21 protein-coding genes are annotated in these 22969 nt (G+C 43.4%); 10 read left to right on the top strand and 11 right to left on the bottom strand.

The window, feature by feature from the left end; all coding sequences use genetic code 11:
- Window positions 1-40: 40 nt before the first annotated feature.
- Entirely contained in the window at window positions 41-817 is a 777-nt protein-coding gene (gene agaR / locus L4D78_RS03550; RefSeq protein WP_428459603.1) for a transcriptional repressor AgaR, read from the bottom strand.
- A 447-nt stretch (window positions 818-1264) separates the two neighbouring features.
- Here agaR and L4D78_RS03545 point away from each other — a divergent pair, with 447 nt between their 5' ends.
- The 4 genes from L4D78_RS03545 to L4D78_RS03530 all read left to right on the top strand — a co-directional run bounded on the left by L4D78_RS03545 (window position 1265) and on the right by L4D78_RS03530 (window position 5556).
- Window positions 1265-2827, top strand: coding sequence for a sulfatase family protein (locus L4D78_RS03545; protein ID WP_428465677.1), 1563 nt, complete (start codon window positions 1265-1267; stop codon window positions 2825-2827).
- A 37-nt stretch (window positions 2828-2864) separates the two neighbouring features.
- Window positions 2865-3587, top strand: coding sequence for an oligogalacturonate-specific porin KdgM family protein (locus L4D78_RS03540; protein WP_428465676.1), 723 nt, complete (start codon window positions 2865-2867; stop codon window positions 3585-3587).
- 251 nt (window positions 3588-3838) lie between these two features.
- Complete coding sequence (locus L4D78_RS03535; protein WP_428465675.1) at window positions 3839-4483, top strand: RpiB/LacA/LacB family sugar-phosphate isomerase; 645 nt, start codon at window positions 3839-3841, stop codon at window positions 4481-4483.
- Window positions 4484-4728: 245 nt separating this feature from the next.
- The gene (locus tag L4D78_RS03530; RefSeq protein ID WP_428465674.1) at window positions 4729-5556 is read left to right on the top strand and encodes a sugar phosphate isomerase/epimerase family protein; all 828 of its coding nucleotides are present in this window, start codon (window positions 4729-4731) and stop codon (window positions 5554-5556) included.
- 39 nt (window positions 5557-5595) lie between these two features.
- On the opposite strand, the gene L4D78_RS03525 is transcribed toward L4D78_RS03530, so the two are convergent.
- A complete protein-coding gene (locus L4D78_RS03525) occupies window positions 5596-6111 on the bottom strand; it encodes a YgjV family protein (protein WP_428465673.1) in 516 nt (171 codons plus the stop codon).
- 90 nt (window positions 6112-6201) lie between these two features.
- Complete coding sequence (kduD, locus tag L4D78_RS03520; protein ID WP_428465672.1) at window positions 6202-6963, bottom strand: 2-dehydro-3-deoxy-D-gluconate 5-dehydrogenase KduD; 762 nt, start codon at window positions 6961-6963, stop codon at window positions 6202-6204.
- Window positions 6964-7239: 276 nt separating this feature from the next.
- Between kduD and kdgR the strand changes: the two genes are divergently transcribed.
- The 3 genes from kdgR (at window position 7240) to L4D78_RS03505 (ending at window position 9674) form a co-directional block, all read left to right on the top strand.
- The gene (gene kdgR, locus L4D78_RS03515) at window positions 7240-8022 is read left to right on the top strand and encodes a DNA-binding transcriptional regulator KdgR (RefSeq protein WP_428465671.1); all 783 of its coding nucleotides are present in this window, start codon (window positions 7240-7242) and stop codon (window positions 8020-8022) included.
- Between the two features lie 80 nt (window positions 8023-8102).
- Window positions 8103-9029 (top strand): 2-dehydro-3-deoxygluconokinase, encoded by a 927-nt coding sequence (gene kdgK / locus L4D78_RS03510; protein WP_428465670.1) that lies wholly within the window; start codon window positions 8103-8105, stop codon window positions 9027-9029.
- A gap of 21 nt (window positions 9030-9050) precedes the next feature.
- Window positions 9051-9674: a bifunctional 4-hydroxy-2-oxoglutarate aldolase/2-dehydro-3-deoxy-phosphogluconate aldolase gene (locus L4D78_RS03505; RefSeq protein ID WP_428465669.1), complete on the top strand. Its 624-nt coding sequence runs from the start codon at window positions 9051-9053 to the stop codon at window positions 9672-9674.
- Window positions 9675-9757: 83 nt separating this feature from the next.
- Here L4D78_RS03505 and L4D78_RS03500 read toward each other — a convergent pair whose 3' ends face one another.
- On the bottom strand, window positions 9758-11008 hold the full coding sequence (locus tag L4D78_RS03500) for an NAD(P)/FAD-dependent oxidoreductase (protein WP_428465668.1): 1251 nt from the start codon (window positions 11006-11008) through the stop codon (window positions 9758-9760).
- 91 nt (window positions 11009-11099) lie between these two features.
- Here L4D78_RS03500 and L4D78_RS03495 point away from each other — a divergent pair, with 91 nt between their 5' ends.
- Entirely contained in the window at window positions 11100-11786 is a 687-nt protein-coding gene (locus tag L4D78_RS03495; protein WP_428465667.1) for an aspartate/glutamate racemase family protein, read from the top strand.
- A gap of 64 nt (window positions 11787-11850) precedes the next feature.
- Here L4D78_RS03495 and L4D78_RS03490 read toward each other — a convergent pair whose 3' ends face one another.
- From L4D78_RS03490 to L4D78_RS03465, 6 genes are all read right to left on the bottom strand, one after another.
- Window positions 11851-13143 carry a TRAP transporter large permease gene (locus tag L4D78_RS03490; RefSeq protein WP_428465666.1) on the bottom strand — a complete coding sequence of 431 codons (1293 nt, stop codon included), beginning with the start codon at window positions 13141-13143 and terminating at the stop codon, window positions 11851-11853.
- Entirely contained in the window at window positions 13136-13678 is a 543-nt protein-coding gene (locus tag L4D78_RS03485) for a TRAP transporter small permease (protein WP_428465665.1), read from the bottom strand. The genes L4D78_RS03490 and L4D78_RS03485 overlap by 8 nt, the downstream gene beginning before the upstream one ends.
- A 67-nt stretch (window positions 13679-13745) precedes the next feature.
- A complete protein-coding gene (locus L4D78_RS03480; RefSeq protein ID WP_428465664.1) occupies window positions 13746-14729 on the bottom strand; it encodes a TRAP transporter substrate-binding protein in 984 nt (327 codons plus the stop codon).
- Window positions 14730-15204: 475 nt separating this feature from the next.
- Window positions 15205-15861, bottom strand: coding sequence for a Qnr family pentapeptide repeat protein (locus L4D78_RS03475; RefSeq protein ID WP_428465663.1), 657 nt, complete (start codon window positions 15859-15861; stop codon window positions 15205-15207).
- 159 nt (window positions 15862-16020) lie between these two features.
- Window positions 16021-17925 (bottom strand): BCCT family transporter, encoded by a 1905-nt coding sequence (locus tag L4D78_RS03470; protein ID WP_428465662.1) that lies wholly within the window; start codon window positions 17923-17925, stop codon window positions 16021-16023.
- Between the two features lie 402 nt (window positions 17926-18327).
- Window positions 18328-19836, bottom strand: a complete 1509-nt coding sequence (locus tag L4D78_RS03465; RefSeq protein ID WP_428465661.1) for a DUF3360 domain-containing protein — start codon at window positions 19834-19836, stop codon at window positions 18328-18330.
- 606 nt (window positions 19837-20442) lie between these two features.
- On the opposite strand from L4D78_RS03465, the gene L4D78_RS03460 reads away from it, so the two are divergent.
- Window positions 20443-20781, top strand: a complete 339-nt coding sequence (locus L4D78_RS03460; RefSeq protein ID WP_428465660.1) for a cytosolic protein — start codon at window positions 20443-20445, stop codon at window positions 20779-20781.
- 282 nt (window positions 20782-21063) lie between these two features.
- On the opposite strand, the gene L4D78_RS03455 is transcribed toward L4D78_RS03460, so the two are convergent.
- A complete protein-coding gene (locus tag L4D78_RS03455) occupies window positions 21064-22194 on the bottom strand; it encodes an S-(hydroxymethyl)glutathione dehydrogenase/class III alcohol dehydrogenase (RefSeq protein WP_428465659.1) in 1131 nt (376 codons plus the stop codon).
- 303 nt (window positions 22195-22497) lie between these two features.
- Here L4D78_RS03455 and L4D78_RS03450 point away from each other — a divergent pair, with 303 nt between their 5' ends.
- Window positions 22498-22932, top strand: coding sequence for a PACE efflux transporter (locus L4D78_RS03450; RefSeq protein WP_428465658.1), 435 nt, complete (start codon window positions 22498-22500; stop codon window positions 22930-22932).
- The last annotated feature ends 37 nt before the right edge of the window (window positions 22933-22969 follow it).

Genomic DNA, 22969 nt, shown 5'->3' with positions numbered 1-22969 from the left:
TCCACAATCAACATCTGATATGCTGCTATGGAGTCAGTAGTTAGTAATCTTTCTCGACGATAATAACGTCAACCTTCATTTCACGAAGACCTTGTAAGTAGTCTTCAGGAAGATCAGAATCCGTTACTAAGATATCAATATTTCCAAACTCACGAATCATATGACAGCTACGTTTACCAAACTTAGTTGAATCCGCAACTGCAATTACTTGTTCAGAAATTTCACACATTAAGCGGTTTAGACTAGCTTCCTGCTCGTTATGTGTTGTGATACCTGCTCGCAAATCAAAGCCATCAACCCCAAGAAAAACCTTGTCAAAACGGTAATTCTTCAAGCTACCCTCGGCTTGCGAGCCAGAAAAAGACAATGCGTTCTTACGAAGCACACCACCAGACATCAATACCTCTATACCAGGTGCCGATGCTAACTCCATTGCAACATCCAGACCATTGGTCATTACCACTACATCTTCCAGCGACTTAAGGCTAGAGGCGATTTCTCGCGTAGTAGTACCCGAATCTAGAATAACGGTGTCACCACTTTCTATTAGCTTTGCTGCTGCCTGACCGATTAAAGATTTTATGCCTGCATTTTGGCGGCGTTTCTCTTGAACCGTAAGCTCTGCAATTACCCCTGTATTTGGAATGGCCGCGCCATGCGAACGTACGACATAACCATTTTTTTCCAAAAAACTCAGGTCGCTACGAATAGTGACACTTGAGACATCAAACTGTGCAGCAAGGTCCTCGACACGGGCTTTACCATCTCGGTTAACCACATTTACGATTTCCATGCGCCTTTCGACTGCACTTTTCACTTTACTCGTCTCCTTACGAAACCAGCAAAATCTCTTTCGCTTGATTTCGAATACAGCTTACACCTAAAAACGAAAGCAACAATACGGAAGTTTAAAACTTTTGATCTCTTTCACACTCTTTCGTATTATTGCATTTATCTTGCGTAACCTTACGCATTGAGTCCTATAATAACCTTCGAAAAGCCGAAAGCCAAACCAAAAACCGTAATAGCCCAGCACTAATCACCTTTCTTTTCTTTTTTTAAGTCTTTTATTACTTTCGTAACAAACCTTTTTTTCTTTCGATTTACTTTTTGTGATCAATTACACAGCCAATACACTTTCGATAACTTACGATCCCCAGCAATTCGCAGAACAACAAAAGCAAACAAATGGAAAGCATAACTAAATGACGCACGAGTACTTTCATTTAGTTAGCACGGAATATCGAAACCTCAGGAGCTTTACATGTCCATAACACGACGAAATCTATTGAAAGGAATGGCGGCAACCAGTGCTGTTGCCGCTACAGCAGCCACCACCGGTTGTAGCTCGGTTCAATCTTCTTTGGCAACAGCAGAATCTGAAGGTCCGCAAAAGAAGAAACCCAACCTATTGATCGTATTCCCTGATGAAATGCGTACCCAGTCTTTAGGCTTTATGAACCAAGACCGATCTGATACGCCAAACATTAACCGTTTTGCTAAACAAGGTGTGTTCCTACGCCAAGCGGTCTCAAACTTTCCTTTATGTACGCCATTTCGCGGCATGTTAATGACTGGGCAATACCCTTACCGTAACGGTATTCAAGGTAATAGCCATACCGCGATGCCGGGGAACTTTGGCGGTAAAGACTTTGGTATTGAACTGAAAAAAAGCACCGTTACATGGTCAGATATTCTGAAGCGCAATGGCTACAACATGGGCTATATCGGGAAATGGCACCTTGATACGCCTGAAGCTCCCTTCGTACCTAGCTATAACAACCCAATGGAAGGCCGTTATTGGAATGATTGGACGGCGCCAGATCGCCGTCATGGATTTGATTTTTGGTACGCCTATGGCACCTATGATCTACATATGAAGCCTATCTATTGGACCAACGATACACCACGGGACAAACCGCTGGTGATCGACCAGTGGAGCCCAGAGCACGAAGCCGATATAGCCATAAAGTACCTGCGCAATGAAGGGGGTAATTACAGAGACAACGATAAGCCGTTCACACTTGTCGTATCAATGAATCCTCCGCACTCACCTTATGATCAGGTACCGCAAAAATACCTAGATCGTTATGAAGACGAAACATCCGAAAGCCTTAATACTCGCCCGAACGTAAATTGGGACAAAGAATACCTTGATGGTTATGGCCCGAAATACTTCAAAGAGTATATGGCTATGGTAAACGGCGTTGACGAACAGTTTGGTCGAATCATCGATGAGCTAGAACGCCTTAACCTTGAAGAAGATACATTAGTGGTCTTTTTCTCCGATCACGGCTGCTGCATGGGTTCAAATGGTAATCCAACCAAGAATGTTCATTATGAAGAGTCTATGCGCATTCCAATGATCTTCCGCTGGCCTGGCACGTTATCACCAAATACTGACGATTTGCTGTTCTCTGCACCGGATATCTACCCAACCATCTTTGGCTTAATGGGCATATCCGATCAAATTCCAGACACGGTTGAGGGCTTCAACTATGCCAATACCGTGTCAGGCATTGAAGGCGATAAAAAACCGACCTCGCAAATTTATACCTTTATGCCTTATGGCGGCCAGTCTTACGGGCGACGTGGTGTACGTACTGATCGCTACACCCTGATGATTGACAGAAAAATTGGTAAACCGCTCACTTTCGTTCTCCATGACAACGTCAGCGATCCATACCAAATGCAAAACATTGCAGAGCAAAACGAAAGTCTAATTAAAAAATTAGTCGAGGAAGAGCTACTTCCATGGCTTGAACATACTGGTGACCCATGGCGACCAACAGAAGTGCCAGCCAGTAGCGCAAATGCTTACACCTAATTATTTACACAATCCTATTACAGTTAGAAAGGTAATTATGAAAACAACAATTAAATTCGTTGCTGCTTCGATGCTTTTAGCAACGGCTTCTCACGCTGTCGCCAACGACTACAAAACAACGGTTGAATACCGTCATCAATACTCTGATGAATCTAAGAGTCACGGCGACCGTTTCAAGGTATTTCTCGATACCGGCAAAAATATTGGCTTTGAGCTTGATGCGCGTTACTCAAACGAAGATGGCGCTTTCGACTCTATGACGATGGGCGGCTCGGAATTTTCCGCTTTCTACTACGACAAACTGAACGATAACACCGTTTACTTACTAGGTTCATCGCTTGACTTCACATCAGCAGGTATTGTTTACGTCCCTTATGCGCGTTTGAACTACGCCTTCGACAATGGCTTCCGAGTTCAAGGTCGATATAAGTGGAAGCTATGGGATTATGGCCAAACAGGTGTTAACGGCGAAAGCTATCACTCGAAAATCCAACAATTTGATACTTGGCTCGGTTACAACACCGGTAACTGGGATTTCCAGTACGAGTTCAATATTTGGCGCGAAATGGAAAGCAACGGTCAAAACCTGTTTGACGATGGTAAAACAGATTACCTACACAACTTCCGCCTGCTTTACGCTTACAAAGCCGCTAATGGTGACTTATGGCGTCCATTCGTTGAATTCGGTAATGTGAAAGTGAATAGCACTAGCGATGAACGTCAAAACCGCTACCGTGTTGGGATCAAATATACTTGGTAATAAGGTTAAAGCCCTCATTGTTTTTACTATGGGGGCTTTATATTTACTCTCTGCCTCTAGCCCAGTACCCGACCTCAGTTTAGATCGCCATAAAAATAAGTTAATTTATAAATATTCAGCTAAAAGCTTAACTTTTCTCATACATTAATACCGAATTTTATTTTGATATTTTATTTTTGTTTTTTTGAAAAGCCTTTTCATTTTTCTCGCGTTGTATATAATTAGCACATCAACAACAGAGAGAGATTGTTATGAAAATTGCACTAATGATGGAAAACAGCCAAGCTGGCAAAAACGCCGCTGTTCTTAGTCAGTTAAACTCAGTAGCGTCAACGCAGAATGATTTAGTTTTCAATGTGGGTATGAATGATGAAAATGACCATCACTTGACTTATATTCACCTTGGTATCATGGCAAGCATTCTTATCAACGCTAAAGCTGTTGATTTCGTCGTTACCGGTTGTGGTACAGGTCAAGGTGCAATGCTGTCTCTAAACATCCATCCTGGTGTTGTTTGTGGTTATTGCCTTGATCCTTCTGATGCATTCTTATTCAACCAAATAAATAACGGTAACGCACTATCACTCGCCTTTGCGAAAGGTTATGGCTGGGGTGCAGAACTTAATGTTCGCTACATCTTCGAAAAAGCATTCACTACAGGTGAACGAGGCCAAGGTTATCCTCTTGAACGTGCAGAGCCTCAGCAGCGTAACGCTGGTCTGCTTAACGATGTAAAAGCCGCTGTTGTTAAAGAAAATTACCTTGATACGCTAAAAGCAATTGACTCAGAGTTAGTGAAAACAGCCATAAGCGGCGAGCGTTTCCAGCAATGTTTCTTCGACAACTGTCAGGATGAAGAAATTAAAGCATTTGTTCTGGCTACCTTAGAAAGCTAAGCCAGTTCGACTCCTAGTAAACACGTATAAACCGCCTAACTTTGGCGGTTTTTTTATACTTATTACGTCAGGTTCAGACTTTTTCACTTCCGCGTGACTCATTACTTTCAATCAGTTGAAAAATATTTTCCAAACTAGTCATAAATAGATCCAGATAACGAAAAATAAATTTCATGACGGTAATATGCTTGTTGTATGCAAACACTATTAAAACCATAACGATTTGACTCTGGAAAGGAGACTCCATGAAATTTGCCCTGCACGGAATGATTTCTCTGCACAATAACATTGTCAGTGATATTCGATTAGCGAAAGAAACAGGCTATCAAGGTCTTGAAATTCATACTGAAAAGTTATGGCGTTATATCAATGCAGGACTGACAAGTGAAGCCTTCAAAGCTCGCCTTACTGCCGCAGGCCTTAAACCTACCGCCATTGATATCATCGGCTCAGTTGAAGCTGCGGATAAAGAAGCACAACAAAGAGTCTTTAAAGAAGCAGAGACACTGTGTAAATTCGCTAACGAAATCGGCTGCGATACTATTCAGCTAAATGCGTTTGAATCTCTCAATGCACTATCAGTTGAAGATAATATCCGCCTAACCGCCGATAATATTCGCTCTATTGCCGATATTGGCCGTGAGTGGGGTGTACGCTTTCAATATGAAGGTGCTGCTTGGACACCAATTGCGAGCCTTGATGATTATTATCGTCTACATGATGCTGTCGGACGCGATAATTTTGGTTTCGTACTGGATACTTGGCACTTCTGGGCATGCCGAGGTGCAACACCTGAAGCGATGAGTAAAATCGATAAAGAGCTGATTTACAATGTTCACCTATCAGACGGTAAACGTCCTGACGTTGGCCAACCATGGGTTGACGAAACACTGCTTCGCGGCTGTCTGCTTGGTGAAGGGGATATTCCGCTGCATGAGTGGGTAAGTGCGATTCAAGCGACAGGTTATGACGGCTTCTATTCTGGTGAATTCCTGAACCCACAGTTATGGGAAGGTGACCACTACGAAACAGCTGAAACCATGCTAAAACAAATGAGAAGTCTAGTCGGTTAATTTTAAATGCGCAGGAGTAATTGCTCCTGCGCCGCTCACCTAACCAACCTGCTCCGTAATATTACGGCCGCGATATAAGCGATAGATTGTGGAGAGGTTAACGGACAATAATGTGAGCTCTAGCATCACCCCACCAATCGACCCAATAATAAAATTATTGACCAACCAACATACCGCCCCAACAACAAAGGCAAGGCGCATCTTTATTCCATTTAGACAGAACAACGCATAAGAGCCGATACAAGCGCCCATAATAGGCAATAAATCAATCCAGCTTTGTGCCAGCCAGAAACCAGCCGCGAGGTTAAAGCCAATGAAAATATACGCCAAAGCTCTTGACTGATACTTTATTGATAGCCCGGTGCGAAATGCTGATAACAAAGCACTCATGGCTGAAGTGATCGCCCCAAGCAAGAAAAAATGTACCGTATGGTTAAGATTTAACAGCACCATCATCAGCTTAAGCTTACGATCATCTTTTTGATAAAACGCCGATACCCCCAGCGCGAAACTCACAAAGCCAAGACCTTGAGCTAACGATAATTCCGTTATCATCACCTTTCCTACTATATTGCAACGGCCATTAGAAAACGGCCGCACTATATTAATAATGCGGCCGCCAATTATTCTATTTCGAAATTGTGATTAACGCGCTAACCAACCGCCATCAACAGCAATAGTATAACCATTAACGTATGATCCAGCATCAGAAGCGAGGAATACACATGGTCCAGCAAGGTCTGCAGGCTCACCCCAACGATCAGCAGGAATACGTTCTAGAATCTCAGCGTTGCGCTTTTCATCTGCACGTAGCTGAGCTGTATTATTAGTCGCCATATAACCGGGAGCAATCGCATTCACGTTAATGCCATGTTTAGCCCACTCGTTAGCCATTAGACGAGTTACCCCCATCACGCCACTTTTTGAAGCCGTGTAAGACGGGACGCGAATACCACCTTGGTAAGAGAGCATCGAAGCAATATTGATAATCTTACCGCCATGGCCTTGAGACATAAATTGCTTCGCGACAGCTTGAGACATAAAGAATACTGACTTGATGTTAATGTTCATCACGTCATCCCAGTCTTGCTCTGAGAAATCAATCGCATCATTACGGCGAATAATACCCGCGTTGTTCACCAGAATATCAATCTTGCCAAATTTGCTCACCGCTTGATCAACAATACCTGCAATATCATCCGTTTTCATTAAGTTCGCACGGATATCTAAAAACTGACGACCTGTTTCTTTAATCAGTTCAATGGTTTCTGTTGGCTCTACAATATTAACACCAACAATATCACAACCCGCTTGTGCCAAACCTAAAGCCATACCTTGACCTAGACCTGTATCGCATCCTGTAACAATGGCAACTTTGCCTTCAAGATTGAATGAATTAAGAATCATATCGTTTCCTCAGTGCTGTTCCTGGCTAACTCGCCCTGAACGAATATATGTAATGTATCCCGTTAATGTGATTGCACTATATCAATCAAGAAAAACCATATCAAGTTTTTTGAAATATCGTTTCGTTTTTGCGATTATTGCTTTTGACCACTATCACATCTCTTCGTCACTCACACCGATTCATTTTTTTTGAAAAACGTTTTCATAAAAATAGATGCTATTTAATTAAGAACGTATAATGCGGATAACAACGTATTTTAAGAAAGGAATAATGTGATGGAGTCATCTAAGCAACCAGAAGCCGTCTCATCGGTTATGAAGGTCTTTGGGATCTTACTGGCACTTGGCGAACAAAAAGAAATAGGTGTCACGGAACTATCTCAACGCTTAATGATGTCTAAAAGCACGGTATACCGCTTTCTTCAAACCATGAAGATGCTTGGCTACGTTTCTCAAGAAGGTGAAACTGATAAGTATGCACTGACTCTAAAGCTCTTTGAGCTAGGGGCTGCCTCATTAGAGCATGTTGATTTAATAGATCTTTGTGATAAAGAGATGCAACAAATCTCTCAGCAAACCAATGAAGCCCTTCACCTTGGCTCACTCGACGAAAATGCCATTATCTACATTCATAAAATAGATTCTGGCTACAACCTACGCATGCAGTCACGCATTGGTCGCCGTAACCCACTCTACAGTACAGCCATTGGTAAAGTACTACTGGCATACCGCGATGATTCATTTACACGTGAAGCGCTAAAAGGTGTTGAGTTTATCAAGCATACCGATAAAACCTTGGAGAATATCGAGCAATTGCTTAGCGAACTTAAAGCAGTTAAACGGCAAGCATATGCGGAAGATAACGAAGAGCAAGAACCAGGCCTACGCTGTATTGCAGCCCCTATCTTCGATCGGTTCGGTAACGTTATCGCTGGTTTGTCTATTTCATTACCCACTATCCGTTTCGATGAAAAGCGTAAATCCTATTACGTCGAACTGCTACAGAATGCAAGTAAAAATGTATCGGAACAACTAGGGTTTCATAATTACCCTAAATAAACGAAACGTGATTTCATTTTTATTGACTTAATCGTTCGTATTGATAAGAATACCCTCATAGACATTGATGAGGGTATTTTATGGCTTTAAAACGTATTGCCGTTCTTGGCGAATGCATGGTCGAATTACAGCGCAAGGACGGGAACATCAAACAAACATTTGGTGGTGATACCCTCAATACAGCTCTGTACCTTTCCAGGTTAACCCACCAGCACGGTATTGAAATAAGCTATGTTACAGGTTTAGGCACCGATAGTTTTAGTCGCGACATGCTGACAGCTTGGCAGCAAGAGCAGATCAATACCGACCTCGTTTTTCAGCTCGAAGATAAAAAGCCCGGCTTGTATCTGATTGAAACGGATACAACGGGCGAGCGTACTTTCCATTACTGGCGTAATGATTCTGCCGCCCGTTTTTGGCTTAATGGTATCGAGAGTGAATCTCTTATCGGACAACTTTCTCATTTCGAGATGATTTATCTTAGTGGGATCAGTTTAGCGATTTTGCCTGATGAAGCCCGTGAAAAGCTCTACCAAGTACTTGAAGCCTGTAAGCAAAAAGGTAGCCAAATCGTTTTCGACAATAATTACCGACCTCGCTTATGGCCTAATGCTGAAGTTGCCGCCAAGCACTACCAACGCATATTAACTCTGACTGATACGGCATTGCTGACATTCGATGATGAACTCATGCTTTACGGAGAACACAGTATCGATGACTGTATTGCTCGCAGCCAGCAATGTGGTGTCAGTGAAATTATCATCAAGCGTGGCGCTGATGATTGCTTAGTTGTTACGAACAGTGGCTGTACTTCTGTTGCTGCAACACGGGTCAATAATGTTGTTGATACCACCGCGGCCGGTGACTCTTTTAGCGCTGGCTACTTAGCTAAACGCTTAACAGGTGGAGACATGCAGCAATCAGCGCTAAATGCCCATAAGCTAGCGGGTACTGTCATCCAATATCAGGGAGCAATCATCCCGCACAGCGCGATGCCCAATTTATAATAAACGAATTAAGGAACGATCATGACCAATCTAAATGCTCGCATGAGTGAATTAAAAGTTATCCCTGTTATCGCGATTAATGATGCAGATAAAGCGGTTAAACTGGCTCAAGTTCTATCAGAAAACGGCTTACCATGCGCAGAAGTTACCTTCCGCACCGAAGCGGCAGCTCAAGCAATTCGTAATATGCGTAACGCTTTCCCCGACATGCTGATCGGCGCTGGTACGGTACTAAACGCCAAGCAAGTTGATGAAGCGATTGAAGCGGGTGTTGATTTCATTGTGAGCCCAGGCTTTAACCCAACAACAGTGAAATACTGTCAGCAGCGTGAGATGCCTATTATTCCTGGTGTAAACAACCCAAGCATGGTTGAACAAGCAATGGAACTTGGCCTAGACACATTGAAATTCTTCCCAGCCGAGCCTTCTGGTGGTGTTAACATGCTTAAAGCGATGACAGCCGTTTACCCTGTTAGCTTCATGCCTACCGGTGGCGTAAACCCAGCCAACGTCAATGACTACCTAAGCGTGAAATCAGTCTTTGCTTGCGGTGGTACATGGATGGTACCGGGCAATCTGATTGATGAAGAGCGTTGGGATGAGCTAGCAGAGCTAGTCAAAGGCGTTGCGGGTATCGTCGCTTAGTAGAACCAACATAGGTTTCGGTATAGGTTTCGGTATAGGTTTCGGTTAAAATATAAGGGGGATATAATCCCCCTTAATGCTTGCTATGCACTCTGCTTAAAACGTTCAGCCTTGAATGCCTGAGTATCAATACTCGTTGATTCCCCCGCCACCATATCGGCAATTAACTTACCTGTTACCGGACCTGTACTAAAACCAATATGCTGATGGCCACATGCTAACCATAAGCCTGACGTGCCCGGCACTGCACCAATAATTGGCATGGCATCTGGTAATGAAGGGCGGCTACCCAACCAGACATTTGAATGGCACTCACCCCCCAGCTGAAAAGCTTCCCTCGCTTTAGGTATCACTTGATTTAACTGGCTATGATTAGGTGAAGCATGCTGATTGTTAAGTTCCACGCCAGTGCTGATCCGGAGCCCCATATCCGTTGGCGACATAACATAACTGCCTTCCACATCATAAAACGGGCGATTAAGCAGCAGATCGTTAACGGCATGAAAGTGCTGATGATAGCCTCGTTCAAATCCCATTGGCACGCGATATTGGAAGGGCTTCAATAAATCATTTACCCATGGCCCTGTCGCCAATACAACATCATCTGCCTGATAGTTTTGCCGAGTACCTAAAATCAAAAACGTCTCAGCCGTACGTTCAATACCACGCACCGCATCTTTAACGATCAGCCCACCCATTTCGGTAAATAGTCGTGCATATGCAGCAACAACCTCACCAGGGTTATTCACTGACGCAGTATCAGTTATCCAAAGACCCTTTTTAAATATGTGCTGTAAGTTAGGTTCAAGTTCATGTATCTGCGCCGAATCTACAACCTCAAAGCCCACATTGTGCTGGCGATAAATGCCTTGTTCGTACGCACTTCCATCATAAGAAGCCTCTGAACGAAACAACTTCAACCATCCATTATCACGAAGTCGAAAAGAAGTATTCGCTTCTTCCATCAACATTTTGTGCTCAGCCAACGCTGGGGTAATTAATGTATTCAGCGCAGCAGAACGCCGCTGCGTACTCTCTTCTGTTGCTTCAGATATAAAGTTATACACCCACGATTTATTGTTAATAATATATTTATAATTATACCTAAGCGCTGGGTGGCGGTTATTCATATATCGCGGCAAACTCGATGTTAGCCTTGCATTATTCAGGGGTAGAATTGACCCTCGGGAAATAACACCCGCATTACCATAAGACGTTTCTCGGCCAATCTCATTTTTTTCAATAAGCGTGACTTTAAATTGCTTCTTTAATAGATAGAGCGCACACGAAACCCCAACCATTCCTCCGCCGACAACCACAACATGCTTTTCCATGGTGTTAACCTTTTGTTGTTATGTGTTATAAAATATACACTTATCCCTGTTTGTAATGAACCCTTAAAGGAACGTATTTCTGGAGAAAAGAATGCAATCTAACGGAATAGATACACCCAATCGAAAAGTGGGTGTGATCATGCTCAACACTCATTTTCCCCGCTTACTTGGAGATATTGGCAATCCAGATACTTTTTGCTGTGACACTCTCTATCGGCGAGTGGATATTGCCACCGTAAGTAGCGTGATCACTAATACTGGCGTCTCAAGTGATGTTGCCAATGCCATTTTTAATGCCGCGATAGAATTAGAAACCGAAGGTGCCGATATTGTGCTCACCTCTTGTGGTTTTCTCGGTGAGCTACAAAAAGAGCTCGAACAAAGGATTGCGATCCCGATGCTTTCGAGCTCTTTAGTGATCCTGCCGTTCATACGCAGCGTTTATGGCTTATCGGCAACCATTGGTATTATGACCTTTGACAGCCGCAAACTTCGTCCGATCCATTTTAATGGCAACTATGACGAAAAGATGGTGATACAGGGCGTTGAAAATGGTCAAGAGCTCCACCGTGTAATATCAAATGACCTTCTCGAGATAGATAAAGAAAAAGCAGAACTTGATGTTCTTTTGGCGACAAGAGAATTGATGAAATCGAACCCCAAAGCCATCGTATTAGAGTGCACGAACCTCTCACCATATATTGACGCTATTCGTGAAGAAAGCGGACTCCCTGTTTATGACTTAATTCAAGCAACCAATTGGTTGCTTGACGCGTAATCAGTATTTGATGAGTACCATACAAGTAATAACCTCACAAAGCCGAAACCTTGTGAGGTTATCGCTACATCGCGTAAGGCAAGAACGTGGCTAAGCCAGGGAACATCACCAAAATAAACACGGCTAGCACCATCAACATAAACATTGGTGCGGCTGCCCGCGCGATGAAACTCATATTGTGACCCGTCATACCTTGCAGCACAAATAGGTTAAAACCAACAGGTGGGGTGATCTGTGCCATTTCAATCACTAACATCAAATAAACACCAAACCAAATCATGTCAAAACCAGCAGCTCTAACCATGGGTTCAATGATCGCCATCGTCAGCACAATGGATGACAACCCGTCAAGGAAACAGCCAAGTACAATATAAAAAAGAGTTAGGCAAGCGATTAGCATGAGTGGGGAAAGTTGCATCGCGCCGATTGTTTCAGCCAAGGCTCGTGGTAAGCCCGTATAACCCATGGCTAATGACAGTAGGTGCGAACCCATTAAAATCAAACCAATCATGCACGAGGTCTTCACCGCCCCCATCAGCGAACGCTGAAAAGATTCGAAACTTAGACTCTTTTGCCACCAAGAAAGCAGCAATGCACCAGTTACCCCTAATACTGCAGCCTCAGTTGCCGTTGCTATTCCGGTATAGATAGACCCAATCACGAACATGATCAATAACATAACAGGGGCTAGCTGCTTAACCGCCTCCCATTTTTGCTGCCAGCTATAGCGGGTGCTTTCTGAAACCGAGTCTTTTGAAAATAGCGACCATAACGCCACATAACCACCAAACAAACTAGCAAGTAGTAGCCCAGGTACGATACCTGCCATAAACAGCTTGGCGATGGATTCATTCACCGTGACGCCATAAACAATCATCGAAATGGACGGCGGGATCAGTAACCCCAGCGTTCCCGCGCCAGCCAACGTACCGACGATCATCTTCTCGGAATACTGTCGCTTTCGCAGTTCCGGGATCGCCATTTTACCGACAGTGCTTGCCGTCGCAGCAGATGACCCCGAAATGGCAGCAAATAATGCAGAACCACCGATGTTGACATGCAATAACCCACCCGGCATACGTGACATCCATGGGGTTAAGCCTTTAAATAATATTTCTGAGAGTTTGGTCCGGAATAAAATCTCTCCCATCCAAATAAACAGCGGTAATGACGTTAATGTCCACGAAGAGATTGACCCCCACACAATGGTTGCCATCGCATCACCAACTGGTCGGCTAGTGAAGATCTCCATACCAATAACGGCACAGCCTAATAAGCTTGCCCCCACGAGTACGCCAGAGCCAAGGAAAAAGAATAATAAACTGAGGAAAACAAAAATAAGCAAAATCTCATTCATTGGTTGCCTCCTTCAAATCATCTGTTTTCATTTCGTCATCTTGGCTTTGCGCAATAAAGAGCTTTTCTAGCAATGTATGGACAACGGATAGCGCCATCACAACACAGCCAAAAGCAACAATGGTTTGCGGGATGTATAGCAACATGCCATCACTTCCTTCACTGACTTCTTCAAATTCGTAAGACCAATACGTTAGGATGATCATGTAATAGGCGAGATAAATCATGATGGCCGATGTGGCAAAAAGCCCCCATATTGCAGCCACTTTCTGTTTTTTGGCTGAAAGCCGTGAGGTAAATAAATTGATACTAATATGACCGCCATTACGAAACGTATAAGCTAAGCCTAAACAGTTCGCAGCAGCCATTAAATAACCCGCAATTTCGGTCAAGCCGCCAATATATATCTGAAAGAAACGAGATGTGATACTAAGTAATACGCTAAGTGCTAAGGCGACCAAGCATAATGCAGCAAGAAAGCCACAAAATTTATAAAACTGTTCCAACAACGTTCCAAGACGTTTCAAGAGTGCCATGTAGACTGCCCCAAGTTAGAATTGGTGAAACAAAAAAGCTAGCCAGCGCAAACTGGCCAGTTCACATTTATTGCTGGTTATATTTGTTGATCACATTTACGCCGCCATCACCGGCTTTAACTAGCCATTGCTTCACGACTTTGTTGCCTAACTGGACAAAATCTTCTTTCAATTCAGGCGTAGGCTCGCTCACAGTCATGCCATTCGCGATAAGCTCTTTTTTATACCAGTCAGCCAATTCTCTCGCTTGTGCCCACCCCGCCTTTTCGGCATCCGCTGCGGCGGCCTCAATGACTTTTTGAGTTTCTGGTGATAATCGGTTCCAAGCGCGCTTATTAACAAACACCATGTCTTTTGGGAGCCAAGCATTCACGTCATACCAGTACGTCACATACTCCCAAATTTTACGGTCATAGCCTGTTGAGCCCGATGCAATCATGCTTTCCGTTACGCCAGTTGCAAACGCCTGAGACATTTCAGCTGTTTCAACTTTTGTCGGGACCGCCCCCATCATTCTTGCCAATTCAACCGTCATTGGGTTGTAAGCTCGAAACTTACTCCCTTTCATATCATCAAGACTTGATACTGGTTTCTTTGCATAAAGCCCCTGTGGTGGCCAAGGCACACTATAAAGTAGCTTTACCCCTTTTTTATCGAGTACTTTTTCCATCTCTGGTTTAGACGCTTGGTATAGCGTCCAAGAATCATCAAACCCTGTTGCGACGAAAGGCAGTGCATCCACTTCAAACATTGGGTCTTCATTGCCTAAAGCAGAAATAAGGCGCTCACCAATTGGCACAAGTCCTCTTCGTACCGCACCAAAGATTTCATTTCCTTTATATAGCGAGCCCCCAGGATGGGTCACAATATTAATTTCCTCCCCAACCTGTGCATTCACCGTTTTAGCAAACTCTGCCGCTAAGACAGAGTGATAATTATCAGCAGAGTAAGCGAGCGGCATGTCCCAAGTATCTGCGGCTGCCACAACATAGGAGTGACAGAGCATTCCCACACCAGCGACCAATGAATATAGCGTCCTTTGCTTCGTCATACATATCTCCATTATGTTTATTCTTTAAATTACATTGTTAAATAGTTTAAAAAACCAATCCAATATTTATTTAACCTGCCCATCCAAAGCAAAATATAGCAAGTACAGATATATACCTGCACCTCTCTATTTTTAAATAGTCTATTAGTGATTTATGGACATTATTTTATGCCTTACATGAATAAACCATATTGCAACAATAACGCAACACAATAATTCCCAAAATGATAACCGCTAGCCGCTTCAGCCTATAAAATTAAAGTGATCAGATCTGTTAGCGTTTTTAAATAGAAAATATATAAATAAGAGGGGGTAGACAGTATGGAGAAAATTATTGATAGCCTGCACAAATCACATGAAGAGACATCAGACACAGGTTTTGTGAGTTTGTTCTAATGCTGATCTATAACAAGCTCACCTTTATTCGTAGCCAGACAATAATGAATGTCCGACCCGTTTAAATGCCGTATCGGCATTAACTTGGTAAAACAATCAAACCAAGCGTTTCTAATAGCTGCGCCTGTTGCCAATCACAAATCGTCACGTTTTCAAGGCTAACCCGGCGTAGATCAAGCCCAGTAAGATCAACATGGCTCAAGTTCGCCCCTGCTAAATCAAATTGTCCCCATGCTTCTTGTGAAAACTCACCATTGGTTAAATCTGAACCTTTAAATGATGCGCCGAGTAAATTCGCTCCCGTCCAACGGTTTTCGAATAACTCACATTCTTCTAATTTAATGTCTTCAAAATCGGCATAAGACAAATTACAACGTGTGATGAACGCCGAACAAAAGAAGGTGTTGTGGGTAATGTAATTCGCAAATCGGGCACGTGAGAAAATCGTCCCTTTTAGCTGGCTGTCCCGTATTTCAACGCCAAACATCTCTGCACCTGAAAAGTCCGCCATGCTTAAATCACACGCTTTAAAGCTGGCTTCTTTTAATTGGGCATAATGAAATAAACAGCCATCGAGTTCACCACGCTCAATGAATTGGCAATGGTCGAAACGCGTTTCCGTTAAATCAACACGAGTAAAGTCACAGCGGATGAATTGGCAGTCTTCAAACGTGGCTTGTGTCAGGTTCTCTTTAGAAAAAGAATGATCGGTAAAGGTTTGCTTGCTGAATAACATCGTCACGACTCTATAGGTTAGTTGTGACTAGGATAAAGTTTTCGGTAAGTAATGGAAATTATAAATATCGACTTTACGAACATTTAAAGTGAAGTGCTCGCGATAAGAAGTTAGCTCTTGAGAAAGAGCTAACTACTAAATATCGGCTGCCTGACTTAGTTACTCAACTAATGCTTCCAAGCGAGTTCGCATTAGATCGTTAAATATTTTTCTTGCTTCCTGCGCCTCTTGCGACGCTAAAAGCTTGGCTTCTTTCGCAGTCATTGCATCATCCACTAATTGCTGTAGCTGGTCTATACGATCCTGAGGTGCATCGCCCAACTCCATACCCGACTCCCCTTTCGCTAAAGCTTCTGAGCGCATGGTTTTCTTTAGCTTCCAAACTAAATACAGTGCTTCACGCTCTGATTCCGCTGCTGCCATGGCAACATCTTTGAGCTGCTCAAATTTAGCCAACGCAATGCCTTCGTTTGACCAAGGATCCACATCCGGTAAGTCTTCAATATTGATCGTGGGATCTTCATAGCCATCTTGATGCGCGAGATCGAGGTGTGCCGCCTTAACCGCTGACATCATTAACATGACAGTGATCACTAGTAATGGTAGCCCACCGACAATAGCGGCAGTTTGTAGCGTTGATAAGCCTCCCATAAATAACAATACCGATGGCATGAAAGACAAGGCAAATGCCCAAAACAATCGGTTCCAGCGCATCGGATCTTCGGTGACATTGTTTTGCACAACCGAGGCCAGAATATAAGAGATAGAATCGAACGTCGTCGCCGTAAAAATTAAGCACAGTAAGGTGAAAACAGCAATAACTATGGTGCTAAAAGGCAATTGCTCTAATATCGAGAAAATGGCTTTGTTAGCCCCTTCGGTATTGAGTATACCCACAACATCTAGTGCACCAGAGAGTTGAAGCGATAAACCATAGTTGCCTAATATCATGAAAAACAAAAAGCAGCCCATTGAGCCAAAGAATATCGAGCCTGATACCATTTGTTTTATCGTACGGCCACGAGAGATACGAGCAACAAATAGCCCCATACTTGGTGCAAACACCAGCCACCACGCCCAGTAGAAAATGGTCCAATCTTGTGGGAAGTGAGTATTCTCAAATGAGCCATATCCACCAAACGGTTCTGCCCAAGTCGCCATCACAAAGAAATTAGATAACATTCGGCCTAGTGAATCTAACCCCGTTTCCAGCATAAAAATGGTTGGCCCTGCCGCCAAAATAAACGCAAGTAAACCAATCGCCCCCCAGAAGTTGATATTACTCAGCATCTTTATGCCTTTTTCCATTCCCGCGTAGGCAGAGTAAGCAAAAATGGACGTACAAAGCATTAATACAATAACTTGGGTAACGGTATTTTTAGGTACACCGAATAGGTAATGCGCCCCCTCAGTGATCAACGGTGCAGCTAACCCTAAGGTTGTTGCACCGCCACCAAGTAAACCAAAGATAAATAGCACATCAATTAATTTACCTTGCCAGCCATAACTGCGCGCTTCACCAATCACGGGCATCAAGGCCGCTGATACTTTTAATACGGGCTGCTTACGCACGTAATAAAAATAAGCGATTGGTAAGGCAGGAACGAGGTATATAGACCACGCGATTGGCCCCCAGTGGAATAATCCATAGGTTGCCGCCCAACGAACGGCTTCTTCACTGCCCGGCTCAAGCTGGAAAGGAGGAGCCTGATAGTAATATGCCCATTCAATCGCTCCCCAATAAAGGATACTGGCACCAATTCCACCACAAAAAAGCATTGCCGCCCATGATGCCGTTTTAAATTCAGGTGCTTCATCGGGGTCGCCCAATTTAATCTGACCGATATCCGAAAAAACGATGTAAATCATAAAAAAGAATGCACCAAGCCCTAGTGCTAAGTATAAGAATCCCAATTTATCGGTCATAAACGTTTTGGCAATCGCGATCCATTCCGCCCCCTGAACAGGGAACAATAAAAGGGGCACAACGACGGATATCAACATACCTAACGCGCCAAAAAATGTCGGTTTGTCTATTAACTCAAAGTGCTTATTGTTAAACACGTTATCTCCTAAAAATATTATTCTTATTTAAATAGGAAACGATCATCGAGCTAACGCGTGCTTTGTTCAAACCGAGCTTTTTATGATCAACATGAAGAAACTTGCATGATGTCATCTTGGCTCTGGGTCGGCATTATTGATTGCCGCAGCCTAAAGCCGACAGCAAAAGGTGAGCCGTTTTACACAGAGGTGCGCAAATCGCTTATGGTACGGGTGTGAGTGGGAGACAGCGCTGAGCTTCATTCACGGTTGGAGTCTAGACAGCAGTTCAATCAGTGAAGTAGGGCGGTTGTAATGGTTTGAGATATAAAACTAAGGCCTCGCATTTGCGAGGCCTTTTTGTGTTCCGACCAAAACTAAATAATAGAAAGGGTCGAACATTCAATAACTCTTATTTAAAGGTTAACGAAAACTAGGGATAATTGCCGGTATGCCCGGTAGAAGACCCACCAACGCCATCACGCCACTTAGCACAATAAACATAATTCCAGGCAACACCCAACGGCTCATTTTACTAAGCCCACAGCTACGTTCTTTACAACCGACTAAGCCTAAGTTATCTAACAGCATGGTGAGAGACCAGCCAAATGCTGGGTTAACGAGCACTGAAGAAAATACAACAATCGCTGCCGATTGTGTGGTTTTCCCTTCACGCGTCATTTCCATTCCAGCTTCTAGCAATGGAACAAATACCCCAACAATTAGCGCAACACACAGTACAGGTTGCCATATAGCTAGATCCATTGGGTAGCCCCAAACCGCGGCTATGATACAGAACAGAGCCGTCAGCAAAGCGCCGGCAGGTATAGGACGTTTAGCAATAGCCGCCGGTATGATGTAAGTACCCCATGAAGAAGTAAAATTAGCACCACCGAGCAGAGAACCGAACGTTTGACGAATTGAAGCCGTGGTCATGGTATCGTCAATGTTCATATGTACTTTTTCTGTACGTTCTGGATAGCTGATTTTTTGAAACACTTGATGCCCTAAAAAATCTGGCGACCACATAGCCACTGCTAAAATAGCAAAGGGCAATACCACCATGAAATGCTCAATCGTAGGTAAGCCTAGCATCCAGCCTGTATCTTCCCCCCACCAATACATAGGGTTCATATTGGGTAAACCAGGTTCGGTTTGAAAAGAAAACGGGGCACCCATGGCAAAAGCTAACGTACCACCCAGCAAGCAACTAAGAGGTACTGCTAGCCAACGCTTACGAAAATGTTCCAATAAAGCATATAAAATAATGGTGCAAAAGATCACGACAAAAGCAATATGACTCATACCTATTCCCTCAGCCCAAGCGAACAGCTTTTTAACTTGAGAAGCGGTTCCAACAAAGCCAAGGTAGAGCAATAAACCGCCACACACGCCTTTACTGGTGAGGTTTGCCAACATGCTACCACCTTTACTGATGGCTAAGATTAAGCCAAAGGCGCCAATCAGCAACCCAAAAGCCATAGGATGCCCGCCTGCTGCAACGACAATCGGAATTAAAGGGATGAGTGGGCCGTGTGTACCTGCGAGGTTAGCGGTCGGCAATAAAAAACCAGAGAACAGAATGATGAAAACAGAGGCGATGAGTAATTCATAACGAACGTTTTCTAAAATAAAGCCTTCATTTAGCCCTAAAGCCCCGGCAAAGGTGGCTGCAATGGCGCCCACCATAACGACTTTACCAATGGTAGCGGCCATCGCTGGGATGGTATCTTCTATCTCAAATCGATAATCTTTAAACGGCAAATTGGGACGCCAGCGTTTAGGCGACATGATTTGTAACTCGTGCTCTAGATACTGTTCTCGGGAGTTAAATTCTGATCTTGGTTTGTGTTGTTGTTCATAAGTGAGTTCATCCTCATTGGCTTGAGGCTTATCTGTTTGTATATGTACGGACTCTAAAGTAATGCTCATGTTGATTCCTTTCGTTCACACTCTAAGGTGTGTTATTCCAACAAACGTTATTGACTCACGGCACGAAAATTTAGCGGAGTAGTTAGCTATATGTTTTCTGCCACAAAGAACTCGATGACTCTATTTTACTTATGAGTAAATTTATTATTAATAAGTGAAGCTAACTCACCATGAAATACAAATAACGAATCAACCTATAACTAAAAAATCATTAATATTCAGTTACTATTACCTTATACCAAACCAAAAAAAACAAATAGTCTCAGGTAGTTAGACATTAGTCGTAGAGTAAGGTGGCTAGTATGAGACACTGTAGATAGTATGTGTCTATTTATTTGTAGGCCCTTAATCTCAGAAATAATAAAGTAACGTTCAACAAGAAACAGTTCGACTTTAAAGGCTCAGAGAAAATCCATCGACTCATGCTTTGTTGCATTCTTGGTGTGATTTGATTGTGAACATCTGTTCCAGTTTTATGCTGGATATATTGGGGCGATAAACAGGGAAAGGTCTTGCCTTTAGCAACTAAATCTCTACTACGTTCTCCCCCTGATAGTGATAGAATCTCCGCATCAGAATTATCGAGAAACTAGGTATTTATAAACAATGTTTATCCGTCACGTTAACGGCATCGACTGGCTGGTGATTACAGCTTTTGAAGAACTGAAAACGATGTTTATCGAAGATGCTGGTTCCATCCCATCTTACTTCTCTACCGCCAGTGAATTGAGCCTGATTGATCAAGCCAAGCGCAGCTATGGATTTTTGCCTACACTCAGCGGCGTAATCACCGATACCGGCACTTTTCAAAGTCAGGATAACGAAGAAGATTTGAACCCACAGCTTGCCTGCCTAGTTGAGGGGCGTGGTCGGGTGTTTATCTATTACGGCGGCTTTGTGGCTTTTGTGGATGACGAGCAAACCTTTATTACCCGAATGGACTGAAAATTATTAAGTAAGTTGAAATCGGCGAATTGGCATCCCTAGCCGTTCATCCGCAAGCGTTTCGTCTATTAACAGGGTGCGAATTGAATGGAGCCGGATCCTAGCTTCAATAAGAAAAGCAATGCTGCGGTTAACTGGCGAGCTGTATCCCTAGCATAACTAAGCTTGCCATATAAACCCGTTTCAAAAAGCCCCATAAAAAAGCCCCCTATTCGTCATAAACAAATAGGGGGCTAGAATTTCAAATGTATTGCAATGTTAAGTCACAACGCTTAACGGCAATTACTTATCAAAGTGAAGAACAGTACGAATACTTTCGCCTTTGTGCATTAGCTCAAATGCTTCATTAACATCTTCAAGTGCCATTGTATGCGTAATGAAGTCGTCTAACTTAAACTCACCTTGCATGTAACGCTCTACGTACTCAGGCAGTTCAGAACGACCTTTAACGCCACCGAATGCAGAACCACGCCATACACGGCCAGTTACCAACTGGAATGGACGGGTAGAGATCTCTTGACCCGCACCGGCAACACCAATAACAACCGATTCGCCCCAGCCTTTATGACAACACTCAAGGGCTGAACGCATTACGTGTACGTTACCGATACATTCAAACGAGTATTCAACACCACCGTCAGTCATTTCAACAATAACTTCTTGAATTGGCTTGTCGAAGTTGTTCGGGTTAATACAATCTGTCGCACCCAGTTTGCGTGCTAATTCGAACTTGCTTTCATTAATGTCGATAGCAATGATGCGTGATGCTTTCGCCATCTGTGCACCGATAATTGCAGAAAGGCCGATTCCGCCAAGGCCGAAGACAGCAACAGTGTCCCCTTCTTCTACTTTTGCGGTATTCATAACCGCACCCATACCAGTGGTAACGCCACAACCTAGTAAGCAAACTTCTTCAAGCGGTGCTTCTGGGTTTACTTTCGCCAAAGAAATTTCTGGTAATACGGTGTACTCAGAGAACGTTGATGTGCCCATGTAGTGATAAATTGGCTCACCATTAATCGAAAAGCGTGTTGTGCCGTCTGGCATCAAACCTTTACCTTGCGTTTCACGAATTTTCTGGCACAGGTTAGTTTTACCTGATTTACAGAACTTACACTCGCCACATTCAGGTGTATAAAGTGGAATAACGTGATCGCCCACTTGAACACTTGTCACGCCTTCGCCAATCGATTCAACGATACCGCCACCTTCGTGGCCAAGAATACAAGGGAATATCCCTTCAGGATCGTCACCAGAAAGCGTGAATGCGTCAGTGTGACAAACACCTGTTGCAATCATACGAATACGTACTTCACCTTTTTGCGGTGGCATTACATCGACTTCTTCCATCGATAGAGGTTTGCCAGCTCCCCAAGCAACAGCAGCACGTGATTTAATAGTCTGAGCAGTCATTATTTTGTCCTTTAAGTAAATCGAGTTCGTGGAACCGCTATATACCGTTTTGATGAGGGTATTATATTGAGAACTCAAGAAATGATAATCACCTAAAAATGCAAATAACTATTACTACTGTGTAATAATCAACTTTCCCTATAGTGAATGCCGAAGCTTTGCCGACTAAAGATGAACGACTCATCATTACCTAGTTATACTTCGAATCATCCCCATCACAGATCGTGATACCTTCTAACTTTTACTTCGTTTCATGATTGATATGCTGCATCACTCTACCGATTAACCTAAAGAGGCGAGTAAATGTCTAAGATTGAACGCCTATTTCATGCGGTGTTGTTTGAAGTGTTGGCCGTTTCATTTGCGATTATTGGACTCATGTTTTTTACCGAACATCCAGTGACAAGCCTATCAGGCACAATGATAGCTGTAGCTACAGTTGCGATGATCTGGAACATGATTTTCAATGCGATCTTTGACCTCTTCTTTACCGGGAATCGTGAAGACAGAAGCTTAAAAGCCCGCGGTGCTCAACTCATTGGATTTGAAAGTGGCCTATTACTATTAACGGTTCCCCTAATGGCATGGCTACTTTCGGTTAGCCTATGGGAAGCCTTTGTCTTAGATATTGGTGTCACCGTGTTTATTACCGTATACGCCTTCGTCTTCAACTATTGCTATGACCACTTACGTGCAAGCCTGCTTCGTAAACGTAAACAGACAGTCGCAGCCCAATAAACCACATTCATTACATACCCATTATTTAGACCACCTC

Origin of the sequence: Photobacterium minamisatsumaniensis (genome assembly GCF_050336695.1) — a bacterium.
Classification (GTDB): domain Bacteria; phylum Pseudomonadota; class Gammaproteobacteria; order Enterobacterales; family Vibrionaceae; genus Photobacterium; species Photobacterium minamisatsumaniensis.
Note: the sequence above shows the minus strand (reverse complement) of the source record. Positions and strands in the feature narration are given on the sequence as shown.